The organism is Dolichospermum sp. FACHB-1091 (assembly GCF_014697585.1).
Classification (GTDB): domain Bacteria; phylum Cyanobacteriota; class Cyanobacteriia; order Cyanobacteriales; family Nostocaceae; genus Dolichospermum.
The window spans coordinates 99,596-120,843 of record NZ_JACJSB010000012.1 but is presented as its reverse complement, the minus strand read 5'-3'; the positions used below and the strand labels follow the sequence as shown (position 1 = coordinate 120,843).

Genomic DNA, 21,248 nt, shown 5'->3' with positions numbered 1-21,248 from the left:
TTCCTGATCATTCAAGACTAACAACTACAGCTTGACCTTTTACTAAAGTAGATAAAATATCTACAATCTTGGGAACTAAAGGTTTCAAATCAATTAGTCTATTAGAAGATGCTTGTAAAACAACTACAGCAATATTAAACTGAGACAAATTTTGCTGAAAAGATAAATTTCTATCAACCGTAATAAAAACATCAAATTCTTGTTCTACTAAAGCCAGTAGTTTACCATTTTTAGTTCCTGCCCATCCCATTTGGGGAACTGTTTTGATTTTATAACCTACAAATTCCTTAGTTAACCTGCGGTCAATACACTCATCTAGAAGCAGTTTCATCCTAAGCTACCTTGTTAATCATTTGTTTTCCTGCTTCTTCTAAGAATGTAATGACTTGTTCTCTGGTAACAGTGGGAAAACCATCTAAAAAATCATCTATTGAATCTCCTGCTGTTAAATAATCTAAGAGTGTTTGTATAGGAACTCTTGTTCCTGTAAAAACAGGAGTACCACTCATAATTTCAGAGGAGACACTTATAACTGAAGGATGATTAGACATTGTAATTGTATTTGATATTTTCAAGTTATATTCCTAGTTTAGCTATAAAAAAGAAGTCGGGGATCTTATTTATCGTTCCCAAATTAAATTCATGGCCTTTTTGATGATCTCTTGTCGTTCGACTAATTGGTTTAATTCTTCTGCTTCATATTGACCTTCAAAAGCTTCAATGGCTGCTTTTTCTAATGCTAAATCATAAGCATCTTCTAGAGTTGCTGCTAATTCTGTTTCACTCATATAAGTTCCTTTTGCTTTTTCACGAGAATTACTGCGTTGAATTTGCTTGACGGAATTGCGAATAGAAAGATTCCAGGACCTAGTGGTGCGATTTTCAGCAGTTTGTTTAATTAGGTGTAAAAGTAAAATGATGCCATAGCTAAATATTTTATTCAGTTTATCAGATTTGCTCATTTCTTCTAATTCTTCGACAATTAACAAGGCTTCTGTGATATTACCTTGGTGTAGAAGTTCTTTGAGGGTAAGTAGTTCTTCCATGGGCTTAATTTTCCTAATTTTTCATCGCTAAGGTTAATCCGTCTGCTATGGGAACTAAACTTATGGTAATTCGGGAATCTTGGTGTAATTTGCGATTAAAACCCCGGATTTTATTAGTTTGATTATCCTGTATTTCTGGATCTGCTACTTTACCTGACCACAGTACATTATCAATGGCAATTAGTCCACCACTACGAATTAATTTAAGACACTGCTCGTAATAATTTTCATAATTACCTTTATCAGCATCAATAAACGCAAAATCAAATGTCCCTGCTTCTCCTACTGTCAATAAATGATCTAATGTTTCTAAAGCCGGTGCAATATGCAAATCAATTTTATCAGCTACTCCCGCTGCTTGCCAATAACGACGGGCTATACTTGTATACTCTTCACTGACATCACAAGCGACTATTTTCCCATCTGCGGGTAAGGACAAAGCAACTACCAGGGAACTATAGCCAGTAAATACACCTACGTCTAGTGTCTTTTTTGCTCCTAAGATTTTAATTAACAAAGCCATAAATTGTCCCTGTTCAGGTGATATTTGCATTCGGGACATTGGCATTTGAGCGGTTTCTTGACGCAGTTGGGTTAAAATTTCCGCTTCTCGCAGGGAAACTGAAAGTAAATAATCATACAAATTTTGTTCTAATCCCAGGGTTTGTTTTGACATGATTTATATTTATTAATTATTTTATGATAGTTCTTCCTTATCAAAATCATGATAACAAATTTAAAATCAAATGTCAACCCCTAAATTCTCTTTTAAAGCCGATTTTTTTTGCTACTATGTTAGTAGGTTGCATAACAATAGTTGGTTGAGGGGTTCTTGATGACTGTTTATATTATTCGTCCTAAGACGACATCAGTAGCACGTTCTTTAAAATTAGCATCGAGAAAATTCACCCCCGAAAGTCGTTCCTCCCAAGTTGCAGAAGTGGTGAATTTTTGGCAAGAAGATTCTGGATATCAAGAAATTACCAGTTATTTAGAAGATGCAGATACAATTACCCAATATCCCACCTACTCAAATATTACAGGTGCTAAAGTTGTTGATATCCCTGATGAGGAAGTAGAACAACTACGGCAAGATTTACCTAATGCTTTAATTTTACGCGATTTCCCAATAGAGTTAATTCAGCCAGAAAGAAATTTAACAGGGACAAGAGACACAATAGATCAAAATGATCTTTGGCATTTAGAAGCAATATCTCTTCTTACAGCACGTCAAAGGGGATTTACAGGCACAGGTAAAGGAATAACTGTTGCAGTTCTCGATTCAGGTATAGAAGCAAACCACCCAGAAATAGAAGGTAAAGTAATTGCATCTTATCGTTTAAATCCCAGAACACAGGAGATTCAAACCGTACCATTTGAAGATACAGTTGGACATGGTACTCATGTTGCAGGTTTAATTTGTGGAAATCAAGTTGGTGTTGCACCAGAAGCACAAATCATCAACAGTATTATGTTTCCTAACGGTCTATGTAATCTCTCAGATTGGATATCTTGGTTTAATTGGTTAGCATTGCAACCAGAAATCAATATAGTTAATATTTCTGCGGGTGAATCTTCTTTACCAGCAGATCATTTTAAGCTATTTAATTCTTTAATTGATGAGTTAACAGCCATAGGTATATTACCCGTTTGTGCTGTAGGTAATGACGGATTTAACCGTTCTCGTACACCCGGTAACTGTAAAGGTTCACTTTCGGTAGGTGCTATCAATAATAATCATGAAGTTGCATCTTTTAGCGGTAACACTACCATCACAAATGACTATCAATCTTATAATGTTCCTTATGTAGTCGCACCGGGGAAAGGAGTTTATTCTAGTGTTAAGGGTGGAGGATATGAAGCATGGAATGGCACATCTATGGCCACACCCATTGTTTCTGGTGTGGCTGCGTTAATATTAGAGAGATATCCAACAATGACATACCTGGATTTATTTAATGAATTGCTTTCTAATTGTCAAAATTTAGGACTGGATAAGGAACGTCAAGGTAAAGGTTTAGTTCAAATACCAACTGCACTATATGAACCTTAAAGAAGACCAAATTAGTAAAATAGACCCTTTGCTGGAAGAATTTTTAATGAATGCAAGGGGTGATGAAAAGATACGGGTAATTATGACATTGGGTGATGAAAATCAACTCAGGAATAACCAAGCCTTACCAATGCTTGAACCTGGGAATTTTCCTTCACCTACTGCTTATAGACAAGCATTAATTGAACGGCGAAAAAATCAACTTTCTGAAGTTATAGGTAATACAATTCAAGAATTACAAAACTTGTCTTTAAAACCTTTAGGTGGAACAATGAGCCGTGTTGTAGTTGTGGAAGGTTCAGCAACAGATATATTAAATTCATTAGAATTATCTGGCGTAAATAATGTTAGTTTAGATCAATTAGTGGGATCACCGGAAGTTGCACCTGATGAAGCAGTTAATCATTTTTCTCAATTGTATATTAAAATTTTAGGAAGTGACTTAGATCAGAAAACCAAAAAATTAATTTATCAAGCATCTAAACAATACATTCTTAACTATCAAAAGCGATATAATCGGTTGCGAGTTTTGGGAATGTCACAACCTGTAAATTTAGATGATATTTATACAGAAGTTCAATGTTTACAACCTGATGAGATGAGGAATTTTAAATCAGTAACAGCTTTAGAAAAAAATTATCGTCACAATGGTAGTCCCAGATTGACTAATGAAAAATCTGCAAGAGAAAATGGAATAACAATTGCTAACCAATATGCACATTTAATGATATTGGGACAACCGGGTGCAGGTAAATCTACTTTTCTAAGGAAAATAGGACTGGAAGCACTCAAAGGTAAATCTGGACAAATTCAGGGAGAAATTATTCCTGTTTTACTAGAACTTAAACAATTTACCACAAATGAAGTTAATATATACAATATTATTGAGCAAGAATTTATATCATGTCAATTGCCATTAGCAAAAGAATTTACTAATCAATTATTACGACAAGGTAAATTATTACTTTTATTAGATGGATTAGACGAAGTACCTAATAAAAATTTTGAGCTAGTAATTGATAAAATACAAAAATTTGTTAAGGAATATAAGCAAAATAAATTTGTTATTTCCTGTCGGACTGCTGCTTATCGTCAAAAGTTCCAAAACTTCAAAGAATTTATTATTGCGGATTTTAATGATCAGCAAATTCAACAATTTATTAAAAACTGGTTTTATTCACAAGTAGATAAACAATTAGGAACTGACCAAAAATGCTGGAATAAAATTAACACTCAAGAAGCTACCAAAGAATTAGCCCGAACTCCCTTATTATTAACTTTCCTCTGTTTAGAGTATGATGAATCTCAAGATCTACCAAAAAAGAAAGCTACATTATATGGTAATGCTTTAGATATATTGTTGAGAAGATGGGCCGCAGAAAAGAGATTACCTTATGAACCAATTTATCTTCAACTTGGGATTGATTTAGAAAAAATCATGTTGGCTGAAATTGCTTATGATAATTTTGCAACAGATAAGTTATTTTTCTCCCAGCCAGAAGTTTTAAATCAAATTCAAAAAGTTCTAGATAATAATGATAATGCACCGAAAAATTTAGATGTTGGGAAAATCTTGGATGCTATTACCATTGAACAAGGAATTTTAGTCGAACGTGCTAGAGATGTTTTTTCTTTTTCTCATTTGACTCTACAGGAATATTTAACAGCACAGCATATTTATGATAATCGCCTAGTTGAAAAATTAGTGACTGAACATCTGACAGATAAACGCTGGAAAGAGGTATTTTTATTAGTTGCGGGGGTTATGCGGGGTGGTGCAGATGATTTATTGTTATTAATGGAAAAGGAAGTACAAAAATATATTAATACCCCAAAATTACAGGCTTTATTCAATTGGGCGGAAAATGTCACAGTAGGATCTCCAGGTAATTATAAACCAGTTGGGAAACGTGCAGTTGCGATCGCCAACGCCAACGACCTCGCCTACGCCAACGCCCTCGCCAACGCCCTCGCCAACGCCTACGCCCTCGCCAACGCCTACGCCCTCGCCAAGGCCATTGATAAAATCGGTGAAATTGAAAAATTACAAATCTTTAATCAAAAGCTCAACTTTACTTTGTTACTTGCTCAACTAGAAACACTAAAAGCTAAAATACCTGATGATCAACAACCACAAAAAGTGCGTCAAGCTTTTGCTGAACAGTTGAGAGAAACATTACTCAATGGTTTTAATCTCACCCCAGAAATGGTTAATTTATCTGAAGAAGAAATCAAAGACTTAGATCAATACCTCTACGCGAATTACTTAATTATTCAATGTAAAGAAGCAGCATTAAGTGTATCAAAACAAATCTGGGAAACAATAGAAACGCGGATGTTATTAGTAAAGAATAATTAAAATCGAGAGCATTGTTTGTCACTCTCCGCGTCTCTGCGTGAAAAAAATCATTGCATTAATCAACAACACCACAGGGAATATATGTAGAGATGTTACGGTGATCGAAATTTCTGAAAAAAGTGTTAATTTGCCCTTTAGAATTAAAGATTATTCTGTAAACTCGCTTGCAGGTGCAGCAAGTCAATTTTATCAGCTACTCCCGCTGCTTGCCAATAACGACGGGCTATACTTGTATACTCTTGACATCACAAGCGACTATTTTCCCATCTGCGGGTAAAGCCACTAAAATTTCCGCTTCTCCCAGGGAACCTGAAAGTAAATAATCATACAAATTTTGTTCTAATCCCAGTGTTTGTTTTGACATGATTTATATTTATTAATTATTTTATGATAGTTCTTCCTTATCGAAATCATGATAACAAATTTAAAATCAAATGTCAACCCCTCAATTCTCTTTTAAAGCCGATTTTTTTAAAGCCTGTTTAAAAAATTATTTATTGACAAAGTTCTCAGTTTCGACTATGCTTATGTTATGAGTGGAAAAGTGTGCGCCCATATATATAGGGTTTTTATTTATCAAATTATTCAAAGCAGTAAAACCAACGTTTATAAATGATTCATGCTTTCAAGAACTTGGGTACACAAGACATTTTCGATGGTAAAGATTCTAAAGCTGCTCGAAAAACCTGTCCCTCATCCCTTTGGAAGCGTACAGTTCGTAAACTAGATCAATTAGACTCAGTTACAAGCCTAGTAGTCTGTCAAGAACTAATTGACGGGTAAATAAATTTTTCCTCTTCCTTCTTCCTTCGCGCTCTTTGCGTCCTTCGTGGTTCATTTCTTCTTTATCCGTCAAAATTTATTTGACAGACCACTAGAAAATTTAAAAATTCCCCCAGGTAATTGTCTAGAAGCATTAAAAAGTGATAAAGAAGGTCAGTATAGTATTCGGATTAATGATCAATATCGAATTTGCTTTTTTTGGCGAGAATTAGGGGCAGATGCCGTGGCAATTGTAGATTATCATTGAGGTATTAATCACATTTATGAACATCCCAACCCATGGTCTTCCTACCCATCCTGGAGAAATGTTATTACAACCCACATTCCGCACCCTTAGCTGTCACACAGGTAAATTACGGAAACAATAAAGAGAACTGAGGCTAAAAAATCACATATTAGCGAAAAAATACATTGTCGAAAGAGAAAAACACCAAAAATAGGATCAAAACCCATTCTCAATAAGGAGCAATAAGAATAAACACCACCCAGAAGAGTCAATAGATAAACAAATGAAAGTATTCAAGATAGGGCTTATAAGTTAGACTAATAAATTGAAGTGAAAAACAAAATTATAGACATAGGAAAATAGAGCTATAAATCAAAAATATTAGCTCCTAAATCTCATATTAATTCAATTAATTTAGAGAAGAATTAAGTGGCTAATTGATAGTAACAAAAACAATCATCTGGTAAAAGATTCAAAATAAGATCTCTATCTTGAGTCCAATTAGAGATGTGTTTTTCATTGTTATATTCAACTAAATGAATACACTGAAAGCATTGAAAAATCCAGCGCAAATTTTAAAGCAATGATAAAAAATATTGTATCTAATCCTTTTATAAATAATTTATCCATGACTCTCCCAGTTTATCGTCGTTGAGACATTCTGGTTTTACTCCTGCTCCTATTAGATGTTCACAGGCGATAGTTTGAAAATATTCGGGAAACATATATAACGGTTTAAAGACAAATCCTAACCCATTGATTATCATGGCTTTTACTACTTGACCTGCATTTACTTTTTCGCCTTTTTCGACTCCTATTAATTCATTTATTATTTCTACTATTCCTATTGAATCTATTATTCCTGCTACTATCCCTAGATGGTCTATGTTCTGAATTTCTATTTCTTGAGGTTTTATTTTCGCAACAGTTTCCTCTATTATTTCTGTTGTAATTATTTCTTATTTGGTTATCAATTCATTTTTTTCTTTTGTTTTTGTTACCAAGTTTCACTTTCTCACACCATTTCCCTTTTAATGCTACTTATTCTCATTAAACTTCTTTCTCTTTAATTTATCTTTAGTTTTTATGTACTACTTTAAGGGCTTTTTTGATCTGTGACAGTTGAGGGTGCGGAATGTGGGTTAAAAGGATTATTAATAATATAGGACTTACGCACAAGTCACGGAATAATGAACCACGTTCGCGGAGCGTCCCGTCAGGGATAGGAACGAAGAGAACGAAGAAAAGAGGGTTTGAGAGATATTTTGCGTAAGTCCTGTAATATATAATGTAAACTTATCATGTCAAGGAAGCTATAAAAACGGAAAATAGAACTTTCACAAAACACCCCAAGGAATTACTGAAAGTTATGTTTTTGCGAAGTTGTTACAAACTAAACCCACTGCTTGTCCAGAAATAATTACGCAGCGTCAAGGTATAACAGAAAATATAGTCTTTGAAACTTATCAAGATGAACTATTACCACCTAAAGAAATAGAATTTTAATTATGGCTTATCTGCTTGATACTTGCGTGGTTAGTAATTTTGTTAAGGGTTGGACGCAGAGAAAAAAACTCTACTTTGTCATTTTGCCAGAGCGATCGCTTCTAGAAGATGTTTGCCATCTCAAAAAATTCTCAAGTATCATCTTTAATTCTGCCTGGATCACTAATCACCCAATTTTCCGAGAACCTGATATTTTTGCTAAAGCATCTTGAAATGCAGGTGGTAACTGACGCATAATTTTACCCTTTTCCCGATCTAAAGCCACTAACGTCACCTGGGCGGTAATATATAAATCCTGGTTATCAGGAGAAACAATAGTATAATCCCAGTTCATACGCACTCCCGTTACCTCGTTCATGCGTGTTTTTACTATAACTGGCATCCCTAATTGCACGGAACGATGATAACGAATTGACAACTCCACTACGGGTAAATCACAACCTAAAGCTACTAAATCCACAAATTCAATGCCGATAGAACGTAAACATTCTACCCGTGCTTCTTCCATCCAAGTTAAATAAGTACCGTGCCAAACAATACCAGCATAGTCCGTGTGATGGGGTTGGGCCCTGACTGGATATTCAAACCAATTTTCAAATGCTACATTGGTAACATTCTCAATAGCACTTGTTGGTGGTAATTGGGGTGGGGTTGTTTCTTGAGACATTTTAATAGTTTTTTGATCCTTTTTTGAGCAACAGACTACCAAAAATTGATAAAATTTTGTAAATTGGGAATTTTTCAACTCTATTCCAATTTTACCAGATTGTGAAAACGTTGCATGAAACCTGCATAATTCAGAAAATTTGAGCAATACTGGTACAAGAAGGAAGATAAGCAGAACTTACAAAAATGACGATTCAACCTACGGATAAGAGTTTACTGGACTGGACGGGCGATACTTTAGCAATTGGCTTATTTGAAGATGCAGTACAATTAACCGGTGATTTGGCAACTTTAGACCAGAAATTGGCTGGAATCTTCACAGAACTAATTGCTGAAGAAGAATTTACTGGTAAAGTCAATAGTACCATCTTTACGAGGGTAGGGGCGGGTAATTTGGTGCGAAAGGTGATTTTAGTGGGCTTAGGTAAACCAGAGGCACTACAATTAGAAACCCTGCGACGAGTTGCGGCCACAGTTGCACGCACCGCTAAAAAGCAGAAAACTAAAACCCTGGGAATTAGTTTACCACTATGGAGCAATGATCCAGCCGCTACAGCCCAAGCTATTACTGAAGGCATAGAATTAGCACTTTACCAAGATATTCGCTTTAAGTCTGAACCAGAAGATAAAAGCCCCAATATTGAAACTATTGATTTACTGGGTTTAGCAGGACAAGAAGCGGCTATTACCCGCGCTGATCAAATTGTTTCTGGAGTTATTTTAGCACGGCAGTTAGTAGCAGCCCCAGCTAATGCAGTGACACCGATTACTATGGCCGAAACTGCTGGGGCGATCGCTCACGAATATGGGTTAGAATTAGAGATTCTAGAACAGGCAGAATGTGAAAAATTAGGTATGGGGGCATTTTTAGGAGTAGCCCAGGCTTCCGAGTTACCTCCTAAATTCATTCACCTAATTTATAAACCAGCTACCACACCTAGACGCAAGTTGGCTATTATTGGTAAAGGTTTAACTTTCGATTCTGGTGGTTTAAATATTAAGGGTGCAGGTAGCGGTATTGAAACCATGAAAATTGACATGGGTGGTGCTGCGGCTACTCTGGGCGCTGCTAAAGTCATTGGACAATTAAAGCCAGATGTAGAGGTTCACTTTATATCAGCCGTCACCGAAAACATGATTAGCGGTAAGGCTATGCACCCTGGAGACATCTTAACCGCTTCAAATGGTAAAACCATCGAAGTGAATAACACCGATGCTGAAGGGCGTTTAACCTTGGCTGATGCCTTGGTATATGCTGATAAATTGGGTGTAGATGCGATCGTTGATTTAGCTACCCTTACAGGTGCTTGTGTGGTGGCCTTGGGTGAAGATATTGCTGGTTTATTTACACCAGACGATGCTATGGCCTCCCAACTCCAAACAGCCGCAGAAACAGCCGGTGAGAAAATTTGGCGTTTACCAATGGAAGATAAATATTTTGACGGGCTGAAATCCGGTATTGCCGACATGAAAAATACTGGACCTCGTTATGGCGGTTCTATTACCGCTGCTTTGTTTCTCAAACAGTTTGTTAAGGATACTCCCTGGGCGCATTTAGATATTGCCGGTCCTGTGTGGGCTGATAAGGAACACGGTTATAACGGTGCAGGGGCGACTGGTTTCGGTGTGAGAACATTGGTAAATTGGGTGTTAAGTTAGTTTACAGCAAGTTCAGTTGAGTCAGGTACACCTTATGCGGGCAAGATGCCCGCACCACAAGAGTTTTATCATTAATATCTGTACTTCATAATACCGAGAACTGCTGTAATTTCACCTCAACAGGGCGGGGTTTCCCCGTCCCATAAATTAGAAAATTGTGAATCAGGGTGTAAATTGTGAGTTTTGATAATGTCTGTAAAATCCTAGCGGAAAAATATCCTCTTGATTTTGCCAACTGGTTGCTACCGGAAACAGTCGAAAAAATCAAAGTCTTAAAAACTGAACTCAGCATTGAACCTATTCGTGCAGATTCCGTTATATTGCTGCAAACAAAAAACAGAATCCTACATCTAGAATTTCAAACGAACACCAAATCAGAAACTCCCATTCCGTTAAGAATGTTAGATTATTTTGTCAGATTAGTTAGACAATATAATTTACCTGTTACCCAAGTGGTGATTTTCTTGCAGGAAACAACTAATGAAATCGCTTTTACCGAGGCTTATATTGATGAAATGACACATCATCGCTATCGAGTTATCCGAATGTGGGAACAAGATTCAGATTTGTTTCTCAATAACCCCGCATTACTTCCATTAGCACCATTAACAAAAACAAATTCCGCACCAGAATTATTATCCCAGGTTGCCAGAGAAATTGCTAAAATTACAGATGTACCAGCCAGACAGAATACTGCTGCTTACACAGAGATTTTAGCAGGTTTACGGTTTGAGAAAAATCTAATTCGTCAATTATTGAGCGAGGATATTATGCAAGAATCTGTAATTTACCAGGATATTTTGCAAAAGGGAGAACAGAAAGAAGCTTTTCGTTTTTTAAATCGTCAATTAAATCGGCGATTTGGAGAAATGGATTCATTTATAGTGGAACGGATTCGTTTATTACCTACTGAACAGTTAGAAATATTGGGAGAAGAGTTTTTAGACTTTTCAGGAATATCTGATTTAGTTAATTGGTTAGATACACACTTCCCCAGAAGTTTATAGGATTGTTTCTAGATTCTCGATTTTGGTTCATTCTTATGCTCCGTGTGGGAATGCAGAACCAGAGGCTCGGTCTCGAAAATACGGGAGGTAGAACCTCTAGGAGAGCATTCCCAGTCTGGAGACTGGGAACGAGAAAAGGAGAAAACTCTCAACTATTAACTAGAAATTAATGGCTGATTTTGTAAACTTTCATCTTTCAAGGTTCGGGGGATAGATACAGCTAGTAAAAGCATATTACCTGCCATATAAGAGACTAAAGTAGACCACAATAAATGATTACTATGAAAATACCAGGCAGCAATTACTAGTGGCATGAAACCTACTGCAAAAGATAATAATACCACATTCCGCAAAGTTGCACCTTCTCCTAAACCGATAAAATAACCTTCTAAAACAAAAGTTATACCTGTAACTACACAAACAGGAAGTAACCAAATCGTATATTGATTAATATCTTGATTAACTTCTGCATGATTAGTTAATAGTCCAAATATCTGATCAGGAAATAAAATAGATGTACCAGAAAAACCTAATGCTATGACCAAACTAGTCAGTCCAGCAACTATCAATAAAGGTATCATTTCTTTGGTATTACCTTTACTTTTAAAATTAGCTGTCATAGTTTGCACTGTTAGTCCGACACCATTAATTGTGAACTGACTTAAAAGAGCAATTTGTAATAATAAACCATTTTGTGCTAAGACATTTGTTCCCATGGTTGCACTTAAATTAGTAAAGATAGAATAGACAGAAACCAATAATATGAAACGAACTAAAATATTACCTTTTAAAGCAACAGTTTTTTGCAAAGCTACCCAATCAAATAATTCTTTAATAGCGGCTGGTACGGTTTGCCAAGGAATAGTAAAAACCATCCATATTAAGCCGACAATTAAGGCTAAATATTGGCTTAATGCTGTTGCTAAACCTGCTCCTGTACTTGCCCAACCCCATTGAAAAATCATTAAATAATCTAATAATACATTAGAACCATTACCCACAATTGACATTAATAAGACTACCCAGTTCATTTCTCGGCCTAAAAACCAACCGAATAAAACAAAATTGAGTAGTACAGCTGGTGCAGCCCAAATTCGTGCATAAAAATAATCAACTCCAGCAGCTTCGATATCTGAAGAACCACTTAAAATAAAAAAGCCAATTTTTTGTAAAGGATATTGTAATAAAATAATAATTAAACCCAGGAATAAAGCAATTAAACCACTGCGTAAACCAGCTAAAATTACTTCCTGATCATCATTTTTGCCTACTGCTTGAGCGGTAATGGCATTAGTGCTAGAACGGAGAAATTTTAATACTCGATAAAGATAATCAAAGAGAATAGTTGCTAAAATTACTCCTGCTAAATGTCGAATATCTGTTAAATGTCCTAAAAAAGCAATGTCTACTAAACCAGCTAAGGGAACCATCATGTTACTAAGAACGCTGATACTGGTTAATCGGTAAAACCGGCCTAAGAAGTTGTACTTATTGGGAAGTGTAAATATCATGTTTATTCTTTCAAGTGCCGTAATTTTAGTAAAGATAGGTAGAAGATAGGTAGATTTAATGCCTGCTAATAAAGATTTATGCAAATTTATGGATATCCACAGCCTAATTCTGTCATTAATGCTAATAATGCTAACACGATTGTTAATTAATAACTCAAGTTACTAGTTATCTAGTTGGGGCTGGTAATGGGTAATGGGTCATTGGTGAGTAATTTTCTGTTGTAATTCTACAATCATGGAGATCCTGGGCTATCAGACATTTTCCCTAACTACCAGATGCCTAAAAGCGGGTTGTACCAGTAGTCGTTGTTGTGTGCTTACCGTGCTTTGATGCTATCTAGATTTTGATTCTAGGGTTTTGAACCTACTTCCCGATAATTTCTGATGGCTTTTTTGAGAATTTTCAATTTTTAAGTATTGCAATCTGATAAAATTTGTAAGGTTTCTATAAGCTCTGAGCAATGGGATCGACTGGTGTAAGAATCGCAATTGACGCAATGGGGGGAGATCATGCACCCGATGAAATCGTCGCTGGCGCACTGCGGGCGCGAGAAGAATTGGGTGTTAAAATATTATTGGTTGGAGATCCCCAACGAATTGAGGCTGTAATACCGCCAAAAACTAATATGGCGGACTTGGAGATTGTTACTGCTAAGGAAGCGATCGCTATGGATGAAGAGCCTCTCAACGCAGTTAGGCGTAAGCGAGAATCTTCAATTAATATAGCGATGGATTTAGTTAAAAATAAACGGGCAGATGCGGTATTTTCTGCGGGACACTCTGGGGCGGCCATGGCCTCGGCTTTGCTGCGGTTAGGAAGATTACCGGGAATTGACCGTCCGGCTATTGCTACAGTATTCCCCACCATCAAAGCCGGTAAACCAGTAATGATACTGGATGTCGGTGCGAATGTAGACTGTCGCCCTAAATTTTTAGAACAGTTTGCAGTCATGGGTTCAATTTACAGTCAGTATGTTTTGGGAACAGAAAACCCGAAAATAGGTTTATTGAATATTGGCGAAGAAGATACCAAGGGTAATGAGGTGGTTTTTCGCGCCCACCAATTGTTAAGGGAAAATACTCAAATTAATTTTACTGGTAATGCAGAAGGACGCGATGTATTATCTGGTGAATTTGATGTGATCGTCTGTGACGGCTTTGTGGGTAATATTTTACTAAAATTTGCCGAAGCAGTCGGAGGTGTAATTCTGCAAATTCTGCGAGAAGAATTACCCCAAGGGCTACATGGTCAAATCGGGACAGCGATTTTAAAACCCAACCTCAAGCGCGTTAAACAGCGCATGGATCACGCTGAACATGGAGGGGCTTTGCTTTTAGGTGTCAGCGGTATTTGTTTTATTGGTCATGGTAGTTCCCAAGCACCATCTATTTTTAGCGCCATTCGCATGGCTAAGGAAGCTGTAGATAATCAGGTGTTAACAAGACTCCAATCCCAATATCAAATTCTCCAAAATGAAAGTAGTTAGTTGGTATTTCTCAACTATGGAAATTATCGCTAACAGCTATTTGTCAATTGTCATCCAATTTTAGATTAGGGATGAAAATCCCTAGTCTGAGAACTCAAATTGGAATTGTCATTGGTACTCGTTATTAATGCTTACAAACAAGACAATTGACAATTAATAACTGACAATTGACAACTGAGGATATTAAGAAGTGCAAAATTTTTTAGCCAGTGGCATAGCAATTACAGGAAGTGGTTCAGCAGTCCCAGAAACGGTTTTACATAACCAACAATTAACTCAATTGGTGGAAACATCAGATGAGTGGATTACTTCCAGAACAGGTATCAGTCAGCGACGGTTAGCATTACACCCTGATTCACTGACATTATTAGCCACCGCTGCGGGACAACAGGCTATTGCATCTGCTGGAATTAAACCAGCGGACATAGACTTAATTTTGCTGGCCACATCTACCCCTGATGACCTCTTTGGCAGTGCTTGCCGTGTTCAAAGTGAATTAGGTGCTGTCAAAGCAGTGGCCTTTGACTTAACCGCCGCTTGTTCCGGTTTTGTCTTCGGTTTGGTAACGGCGGCACAATACATTAGAACAGGTGTTTATCAGAATGTACTCTTAATTGGGGCAGATATCCTCTCTCGCTGGGTAGATTGGCAAGATAGACGCAGTTGTGTATTGTTTGGTGATGGGGCTGGAGCAGTGGTATTACAAGCGAATAAAAGCGATCGCTTATTAGGATTTTCCCTGAAAAGCGACGGTTCTCAAAACCAATATCTCAATCTGTCCTATCATGGCTCTAGTGTAGAACTGACAGAGGATATTCATGTATCTACGGGCAAATATCAGCCTATGACCATGAATGGAAAAGAAGTTTACCGCTTTGCTGTCCAAAAAGTTCCAGAAGTGATAGATAAAGCCTTATTTGTAGCTAACCTGAGAGTGGAAAATATAGACTGGCTAATATTACATCAAGCAAATCAAAGAATTATTAATTCCGTTGCTGAACGCTTGAATATTCCTGAACATAAAGTTATCAGCAATGTTGCTAACTATGGTAACACCTCTGCCGCCTCTATTCCCCTAGCTTTAGATGAAGCGGTGCGAGAGGGAAAAATCAAAACCAATGATATCATTGCTACCTCTGGTTTTGGGGCTGGACTTTCCTGGGGTGCGGCCATTTTCCAATGGGGAAGATAAATAATTGACCATTAACAACCGACAACTGACAACTGACAACTGATTAATAACAAATGACTAAAACTGCATGGGTGTTTCCTGGACAAGGTTCTCAAGCATTATCCATGGGAGTAGACCTATTAAATCTACCATCTGCCAAAGAAAAATTTATTCAAGCTGAGGCAATTTTAGGCTGGTCTGTGATAGATATCTGTCAAAGCGACATTGACACCTTATCACGGACACTTTATACCCAGCCCAGTTTATATGTCGTCGAAAGTATAATTGCTGATATATTGCGAGAAAAAGGACAGCAACCAGACTTAGTTGCAGGTCACAGTTTAGGGGAATATATCGCCCTTTATGTTGCAGGTGTTTTTGAATGGTCTGCTGGTTTATACTTAGTAAAACGGCGGGCGGAACTGATGGAAAGTGCTGCTGGCGGGATGATGTCCGCACTAATGAACTTTGACCGAGAAGAATTAGAAAAGGTTATTAAGGAGACACCTAATGTGGTTTTGGCAAATGATAACAGTCCTGCTCAAGTCGTAATTTCTGGCACACCTGAAGCTGTACAAGCCGTCACGTCTGGAGTCAAAACTAGAAAGGCTATTCCCTTAAAGGTTTCAGGAGCATTTCATTCCCATTTAATGAAAGCAGCAGCAACGGAATTTCAAGAAGTTTTAGATTCAGTGATTTTTCAGTCAGCAACGGTCCCAGTCTTATCTAATGTTGACCCAATTCCAGCCACAGAAGCAAAAACTTTGAAAGAGCGTCTTTCTCAACAAATGACAGGACCTGTGCGTTGGCGAGAAATTTCTTTGCAATTAGCAGAAAATGGTGTTGAGAAAGTTGTGGAAATTGGTCCTGGTAACGTTTTAACTGGTTTGATTAAACGGACTACTTCTGGGTTAATTTTGGAAAATATTCGTAATGCTCAGGAGTTGCCTGTTTAGGTTAAATTCATTAAACATCGTGAGCATTTAACGGAATCAGTTGATCAATATTTATCAGGTTTTTAACTTGATATCAACCTAATTAGTTCACGTTTGTTAACTGTATAGCCTGTTTAATATCTGACTTTTGTAGGCTGGTTATCTTACCAGCCTATATATTATGTATTATGGGCTAAATGCCTTTAAGCTAAGTAACTTTCCTTAACTGAAATGTTTTTTTATGCACCTACCTTCTTTTTTATGGTTATGGAAAATAGCCGCTTGGTCAATGGGGTTATCCTTGATGGCATACTTGTTTTTAGCAATAACTGGTATTTGGATGTTACTGGCTAAAACTACTCTCAAAGTCCCCCTGGGAATTATATCACCTTGGCATCGTGGTCAAATGCTATTGCTGCATTATATCATCGGCATCTCTATGGTTAGTCTAGTCTTACTCCTGTTAGCAGTTGGTATTGTGGGTACTTTGGGACATTTTGGTTCTTTAGGACATTCTCCACATTTAGGGGCTGGGTTAATAGTGGTGATATTAGTTTTAGTATCTGCTTTTAGCGCCACCCAAATTAGTACGGGTAAGTCTTGGGCTAGACCCTTACATCTTGGTTGTAATCTGTTATTATTACCAGGCTTTATTTGGGTATCTCTGAGCGGTTGGACGGTGGTACAAAAGTATTTACCTTAACTAGCTATAGATTAATATAGATTAATTTTGCAGCCCCATCAAACTTACTCAAAAGTACCCAAGTCTAGACTTAACCGGACACCGATAATCTTATCTGGGTGGTATGTATGCCATGAGAATATGGCATTAGTTAGGGAAAGTTAGCAAATACTTAACTAGCTAATTTCCTTCTAAACTCTTAATCAACAGCGGTGGAACTTAATTTCATTGTTTCCCATAAAACCATGTTTGGTGCAGTTGTGGGGAGAGGTTGATGGAGAGCAATCAGTTGTGTTAAAGTAGCCTTTAACTGTGTACGGGGGACGATATCATCAACAAACCCATGTTTAAGTAAGTCCTCTGCAGTCTGAAAATCTTCAGGGAGTTTTTCCCGCAAAGTTTGTTCAATTACCCGTCTTCCAGCAAAACCAATTGTTGCTTTTGGTTCAGCGATGATAATATCACCTAACATGGCAAAACTGGCGGTAACACCTCCCGTGGTAGGGTTAGTTAAAACGGGAATATATAATAGTTTAGAATCTCGGTGACGTTGTAGGGCAGCGGATATTTTTGCCATTTGCATTAAAGACAGCATTCCCTCCTGCATTCTCGCACCACCAGATGTGCAAATAATGACTACAGGATAACGCCTTTGGGTAGCTTGTTCAATCATGCGGGTGAGTTTTTCCCCGACGACAGAACCCATACTTCCACCCATAAATCGGAAGTCCATGACCCCTAATGCTATTGGAAGGGTATTAATTTGCCCTAACCCAGTTTTAACCGCATCTATCAGTCCTAGTTTTTCCTGGGTTTCTTTTAAACGATCAATATAGGGTTTGCGATCGCGGAATTGTAAGGGATCGGTTGGACATAAATTTTCATCTAATGGTTTCCATGTGTTAACATCAATTAATTGACGAATACGCTCATCACTATCAACCCGATGATGATAACCACATTCACTGCAAACCATTTGATTGGCTTTCAAATCTTTTGTATATGACAAAACACCACACTTAGGGCATTTATGCCATAAACCATCAGCAATTTCCCGTTCTTGACGTTCTAAGTTGGTACTTCCTGATTTACGACGATTTGCGAACCAATCCAATAGAGATTTTAAACCGCGTGATTCTTCGTTATTTGCCATTTTTATCTGATCTAATTAGGTATGAGGTCAAAAATGATCAATATATTGTGATTGACATTAAGCGACCTGGAGGTGGAGATTGAGAATTGTAGATTTTGGATTTGAGAAGGTTAGAATTATGACTTTTGTAACTGGTTTGACCTGGATGATTGCTTAGATATTACCAAAATCTAAAATCTTCATGGGGTGATCACAACTACAGTCAGAAAGGATAAAGATTTGGATTGATAAAATCATCAGCATGAGACAAAAAAAGATTTAAAAGTTTGATGTTAATATCCGGGTAAAAATAATCTCATATAGTGAGACAAAATAGTGTCACCGCTAAAGACAGTAATTACCGCACCTAAAGCTAGAAATGGTCCAAAAGGTATTTTCTGTCCCATTTGACTACGGGAGAGGATAATTGCTCCACTTCCTATTAATACACCCAAAATGCAGGAAATAAAACTCGCTAGTAGTAAATAACGCCATCCTAACCATGCTCCCATCATAGCAGCTAATTTAGCGTCACCTTGACCCATAACTGTTTTACCAAAAGCCATAGAACCAAAAAGTGCGATCGCCTCAAACAGCCACAAACCCATAGCTGCACCGGCTATTCCTGTCATTAAGTGTTTGGATAATTCTACCATAGTCCCTTCTGATAACCAAGCAACAGCTATCTGAAAGACTATCCCTAAGATTAAACCTGATTTAGTTAGTGAGTTGGGTAAGGTCATTGTATCTAAATCTATAAGAGATAGAGCTAATAACCAACTACAAAAAGCCCAATATCCGATGGTAAAAATTGAAAATTGAAAAACCCAAAATACTATTAAAAATATTATCCCTGTTAATGTCTCTACCAGTGGATAACGACAAGAAATTTTAGTTTGACAATAACGACAGCGCCCTTTTAACCGCAACCAACCGAAAACTGGGACATTATCATAGGGTTTTAACCTATTTAAGCACTGCGGACAACGGGAGGGAGGCGACAGCACGGATAAGCCAGCGGGTAGCCGATAAACCACAACATTAATAAAACTTCCCAGAGATGCTCCCAAAATAAAGACAATGATATTTACTGGGATATTAATCAAAGTGTCCATATTGTTATTTGTCAATTGTCAGTTCTTAATTAATGACTAAGGACTAAAGACTAATACATATAGGACTCGATTTGATTCAAAGGGACAAAACATTCCTGTGGTAACAGCACTGGGTACTGAGTAAAAATAACTTTTCCCCGATGAGTCACTCGACTAATTGCGACTCCCGTAGCTTTTCCTACTATTTCTGGATGTACTTGACAGTAGATGTAGTAAATTTGACTAGCGGCTTTAATTATATTAGGGTCAATCAAAGACTGTTCTTGTTTTAAAGCGTACACAATTTGCTTTTGTATAAGTTATGGATTTGCTGTCCTTTAACACTCTCAGTTTATCTGAAATTTTTAACATTATAGATGCTAAAACTTCCAGATTTATACTTTAACGTGATTTTAACTCAAGAATTTGTATCAGTGCTGCGCCCATAGCCTGACAACCGACAAGTTTCATTCCTGGTGACATAATATCCCCTGTGCGATAACCTTGTTCTAAAACTTCTAAAACACTATTTTCAATTAAGTCTGCTGCTTCTGGCTGGTTTAAAGCATAACGTAACATCATAGCGGTACTTAAAACCTGTGCTAAAGGGTTAGCTTTGTCAAGTCCTGCAATATCTGGGGCTGAACCGTGAACTGGTTCATAAACACCAGGACCATCAGCACCCAAACTAGCGGAAGGTAACATTCCTATACTACCAGTTAACATAGCGGCTGCATCTGAGAGAATATCACCAAATAGGTTTCCTGTAACAATCGTATCAAATTGTTTGGGAGCGCGAACTAATTGCATGGCCGCATTATCTACATACAAGTGAGATAATTCAACATCGGTATATTCTGTGGAAAGTTGTGTAATGCGATCGCGCCAAAGTTGAGATACTTCTAATACATTGGCTTTATCCACAGAACAGAGTTTTCCGCCGCGTTTTCGTGCTGTTTCAAAGGCTACGCGCCCAATACGTTCAATTTCTGACTCGCTGTAAACCATAGTATTTACACCGCGTTTTTCTCCGGTTTCCGTTGCAAATATGCCCTTAGGCTTACCGAAATAAATCCCGCCGGTGAGTTCACGCACGACCATGATATCTACACCTTCGACAATTTCCCGTTTGAGACTAGAAGCGTCAATTAACTGGGGGAGAATTTTCGCAGGGCGTAAATTAGCAAATAGCCCTAAACCAGCCCGCAGCCCTAATAAACCTGCTTCTGGGCGTAAATTGGCGCTAAGAGAGTCCCATTTGTAACCACCGATAGCCGCGAGTAAAACGGAATCACTATTCCGACACCTATCCAATGTGACAGCGGGGAGGGGTTCACCGGTTTCGTCAATAGCAGCGCCACCAATTAAAGCCGTGGAAAATTCAAAGTTAATATCAAAGGTTTTGCTGACGCATTTTAGCACGTCCACCGCGACAGCCATAATTTCTGGACCAATGCCGTCGCCAGGTAGTAGGGTAATGTGGTATTTTTGGGTCATGGTTGGGTTTTGCTGGGTGAATGTTTACAAATACAAGTAGGTTGGCGTGAAAAATTGTCGTTATGACAAGGGAACAGGGAACTCTTAACTGGGAACAGGGAACTTTACTTTTCGTTACTTATGTCGGTTTTTTTCCGTTTATCTACTTATGTTGAGTTTTTGGACTAGTTGACTTTTTGTGGCACACCCACAGTGATCAGGTTTAACAGAGTTTCGTCTTCTGTTGATTAACCTTCTGAGTTAAAAATACTCTTAAACGAGCGCCCATATCTCAATCACTTTACTAGATGTTTTCTCCGTATTTACTTATCTTTACAGATTTTGGTTGTTTCACCCCAACTTACTTGTCAGTAAATCAAAAACAATGTAGGATAAAGGAGAATACCGTCAGTGTGATTATTAATCAAATTTTGGCAATTGCTTATGCACTTACA

21 protein-coding genes and 2 pseudogenes are annotated in these 21,248 nt (G+C 37.5%); 11 read left to right on the top strand and 12 right to left on the bottom strand.

Going from position 1 to position 21,248, the window contains the following annotated elements; all coding sequences use genetic code 11:
* Positions 1 to 7: 7 nt before the first annotated feature.
* From H6G25_RS10050 to H6G25_RS10035, 4 genes are all read right to left on the bottom strand, one after another.
* Positions 8 to 331 (bottom strand): DUF5615 family PIN-like protein, encoded by a 324-nt coding sequence (locus tag H6G25_RS10050; RefSeq protein WP_028082763.1) that lies wholly within the window; start codon positions 329 to 331, stop codon positions 8 to 10.
* A gap of 1 nt (position 332) precedes the next feature.
* Positions 333 to 551 (bottom strand): DUF433 domain-containing protein, encoded by a 219-nt coding sequence (locus tag H6G25_RS10045; RefSeq protein ID WP_028082764.1) that lies wholly within the window; start codon positions 549 to 551, stop codon positions 333 to 335.
* A gap of 69 nt (positions 552 to 620) precedes the next feature.
* Positions 621 to 1,046 carry a DUF29 family protein gene (locus H6G25_RS10040; protein WP_190392343.1) on the bottom strand — a complete coding sequence of 142 codons (426 nt, stop codon included), beginning with the start codon at positions 1,044 to 1,046 and terminating at the stop codon, positions 621 to 623.
* A gap of 13 nt (positions 1,047 to 1,059) precedes the next feature.
* Positions 1,060 to 1,722 carry a class I SAM-dependent methyltransferase gene (locus tag H6G25_RS10035; protein WP_190392342.1) on the bottom strand — a complete coding sequence of 221 codons (663 nt, stop codon included), beginning with the start codon at positions 1,720 to 1,722 and terminating at the stop codon, positions 1,060 to 1,062.
* A 159-nt stretch (positions 1,723 to 1,881) separates the two neighbouring features.
* Between H6G25_RS10035 and H6G25_RS10030 the strand changes: the two genes are divergently transcribed.
* Entirely contained in the window at positions 1,882 to 3,099 is a 1,218-nt protein-coding gene (locus H6G25_RS10030; protein ID WP_190392341.1) for a S8/S53 family peptidase, read from the top strand.
* On the top strand, positions 3,089 to 5,458 hold the full coding sequence (locus tag H6G25_RS10025; RefSeq protein ID WP_190392340.1) for an NACHT domain-containing protein: 2,370 nt from the start codon (positions 3,089 to 3,091) through the stop codon (positions 5,456 to 5,458). The genes H6G25_RS10030 and H6G25_RS10025 overlap by 11 nt, the downstream gene beginning before the upstream one ends.
* A 152-nt stretch (positions 5,459 to 5,610) precedes the next feature.
* On the opposite strand, the pseudogene H6G25_RS10020 reads toward H6G25_RS10025, so the two are convergent.
* A pseudogene (locus H6G25_RS10020) lies at positions 5,611 to 5,822 on the bottom strand (SAM-dependent methyltransferase); the annotation flags it as partial.
* 248 nt (positions 5,823 to 6,070) lie between these two features.
* On the opposite strand from H6G25_RS10020, the gene H6G25_RS10015 reads away from it, so the two are divergent.
* Both H6G25_RS10015 and H6G25_RS21145 read left to right on the top strand, forming a co-directional pair.
* Complete coding sequence (locus H6G25_RS10015) at positions 6,071 to 6,241, top strand: hypothetical protein (RefSeq protein ID WP_190392339.1); 171 nt, start codon at positions 6,071 to 6,073, stop codon at positions 6,239 to 6,241.
* A gap of 46 nt (positions 6,242 to 6,287) precedes the next feature.
* Positions 6,288 to 6,488, top strand: coding sequence for a type II toxin-antitoxin system RelE/ParE family toxin (locus H6G25_RS21145; RefSeq protein WP_347239159.1), 201 nt, complete (start codon positions 6,288 to 6,290; stop codon positions 6,486 to 6,488).
* Between the two features lie 594 nt (positions 6,489 to 7,082).
* On the opposite strand, the pseudogene H6G25_RS10005 reads toward H6G25_RS21145, so the two are convergent.
* A pseudogene (locus H6G25_RS10005) lies at positions 7,083 to 7,384 on the bottom strand (DUF4277 domain-containing protein); the annotation flags it as partial.
* Between the two features lie 466 nt (positions 7,385 to 7,850).
* Between H6G25_RS10005 and H6G25_RS21505 the strand changes: the two are divergent.
* Complete coding sequence (locus H6G25_RS21505) at positions 7,851 to 7,973, top strand: hypothetical protein (protein WP_277881745.1); 123 nt, start codon at positions 7,851 to 7,853, stop codon at positions 7,971 to 7,973.
* A 166-nt stretch (positions 7,974 to 8,139) separates the two neighbouring features.
* Here the strand turns inward: H6G25_RS21505 and H6G25_RS09995 are convergent, their stop codons facing one another.
* The gene (locus H6G25_RS09995) at positions 8,140 to 8,640 is read right to left on the bottom strand and encodes a thioesterase family protein (RefSeq protein WP_190392338.1); all 501 of its coding nucleotides are present in this window, start codon (positions 8,638 to 8,640) and stop codon (positions 8,140 to 8,142) included.
* A 185-nt stretch (positions 8,641 to 8,825) separates the two neighbouring features.
* On the opposite strand from H6G25_RS09995, the gene H6G25_RS09990 reads away from it, so the two are divergent.
* Positions 8,826 to 10,298 carry a leucyl aminopeptidase gene (locus H6G25_RS09990; protein WP_190392337.1) on the top strand — a complete coding sequence of 491 codons (1,473 nt, stop codon included), beginning with the start codon at positions 8,826 to 8,828 and terminating at the stop codon, positions 10,296 to 10,298.
* A 176-nt stretch (positions 10,299 to 10,474) separates the two neighbouring features.
* The gene (locus tag H6G25_RS09985; protein WP_190392336.1) at positions 10,475 to 11,305 is read left to right on the top strand and encodes a DUF4351 domain-containing protein; all 831 of its coding nucleotides are present in this window, start codon (positions 10,475 to 10,477) and stop codon (positions 11,303 to 11,305) included.
* A 155-nt stretch (positions 11,306 to 11,460) separates the two neighbouring features.
* Here H6G25_RS09985 and gntT read toward each other — a convergent pair whose 3' ends face one another.
* Entirely contained in the window at positions 11,461 to 12,816 is a 1,356-nt protein-coding gene (gene gntT, locus H6G25_RS09980) for a guanitoxin biosynthesis MATE family efflux transporter GntT (protein ID WP_190392335.1), read from the bottom strand.
* Between the two features lie 461 nt (positions 12,817 to 13,277).
* Between gntT and plsX the strand changes: the two genes are divergently transcribed.
* The 4 genes from plsX (at position 13,278) to H6G25_RS09960 (ending at position 17,112) form a co-directional block, all read left to right on the top strand.
* Positions 13,278 to 14,303, top strand: a complete 1,026-nt coding sequence (plsX, locus tag H6G25_RS09975) for a phosphate acyltransferase PlsX (protein ID WP_190392334.1) — start codon at positions 13,278 to 13,280, stop codon at positions 14,301 to 14,303.
* A gap of 190 nt (positions 14,304 to 14,493) precedes the next feature.
* Positions 14,494 to 15,495 carry a beta-ketoacyl-ACP synthase 3 gene (locus H6G25_RS09970; protein ID WP_190392333.1) on the top strand — a complete coding sequence of 334 codons (1,002 nt, stop codon included), beginning with the start codon at positions 14,494 to 14,496 and terminating at the stop codon, positions 15,493 to 15,495.
* Between the two features lie 53 nt (positions 15,496 to 15,548).
* Positions 15,549 to 16,430, top strand: a complete 882-nt coding sequence (gene fabD / locus H6G25_RS09965) for an ACP S-malonyltransferase (protein WP_190392332.1) — start codon at positions 15,549 to 15,551, stop codon at positions 16,428 to 16,430.
* A 220-nt stretch (positions 16,431 to 16,650) separates the two neighbouring features.
* Positions 16,651 to 17,112 (top strand): DUF4079 domain-containing protein, encoded by a 462-nt coding sequence (locus H6G25_RS09960; RefSeq protein ID WP_190392331.1) that lies wholly within the window; start codon positions 16,651 to 16,653, stop codon positions 17,110 to 17,112.
* 178 nt (positions 17,113 to 17,290) lie between these two features.
* Here H6G25_RS09960 and accD read toward each other — a convergent pair whose 3' ends face one another.
* The 4 genes from accD to leuB all read right to left on the bottom strand — a co-directional run bounded on the left by accD (position 17,291) and on the right by leuB (position 20,814).
* Positions 17,291 to 18,244, bottom strand: a complete 954-nt coding sequence (gene accD / locus H6G25_RS09955) for an acetyl-CoA carboxylase, carboxyltransferase subunit beta (protein ID WP_190392330.1) — start codon at positions 18,242 to 18,244, stop codon at positions 17,291 to 17,293.
* A 272-nt stretch (positions 18,245 to 18,516) separates the two neighbouring features.
* Complete coding sequence (locus H6G25_RS09950) at positions 18,517 to 19,338, bottom strand: A24 family peptidase (protein ID WP_190392329.1); 822 nt, start codon at positions 19,336 to 19,338, stop codon at positions 18,517 to 18,519.
* A 50-nt stretch (positions 19,339 to 19,388) separates the two neighbouring features.
* Positions 19,389 to 19,619 carry a hypothetical protein gene (locus tag H6G25_RS09945; protein WP_347239157.1) on the bottom strand — a complete coding sequence of 77 codons (231 nt, stop codon included), beginning with the start codon at positions 19,617 to 19,619 and terminating at the stop codon, positions 19,389 to 19,391.
* A gap of 100 nt (positions 19,620 to 19,719) precedes the next feature.
* The gene (gene leuB / locus H6G25_RS09940; protein WP_190392328.1) at positions 19,720 to 20,814 is read right to left on the bottom strand and encodes a 3-isopropylmalate dehydrogenase; all 1,095 of its coding nucleotides are present in this window, start codon (positions 20,812 to 20,814) and stop codon (positions 19,720 to 19,722) included.
* Between the last annotated feature and the right edge of the window lie 434 nt (positions 20,815 to 21,248).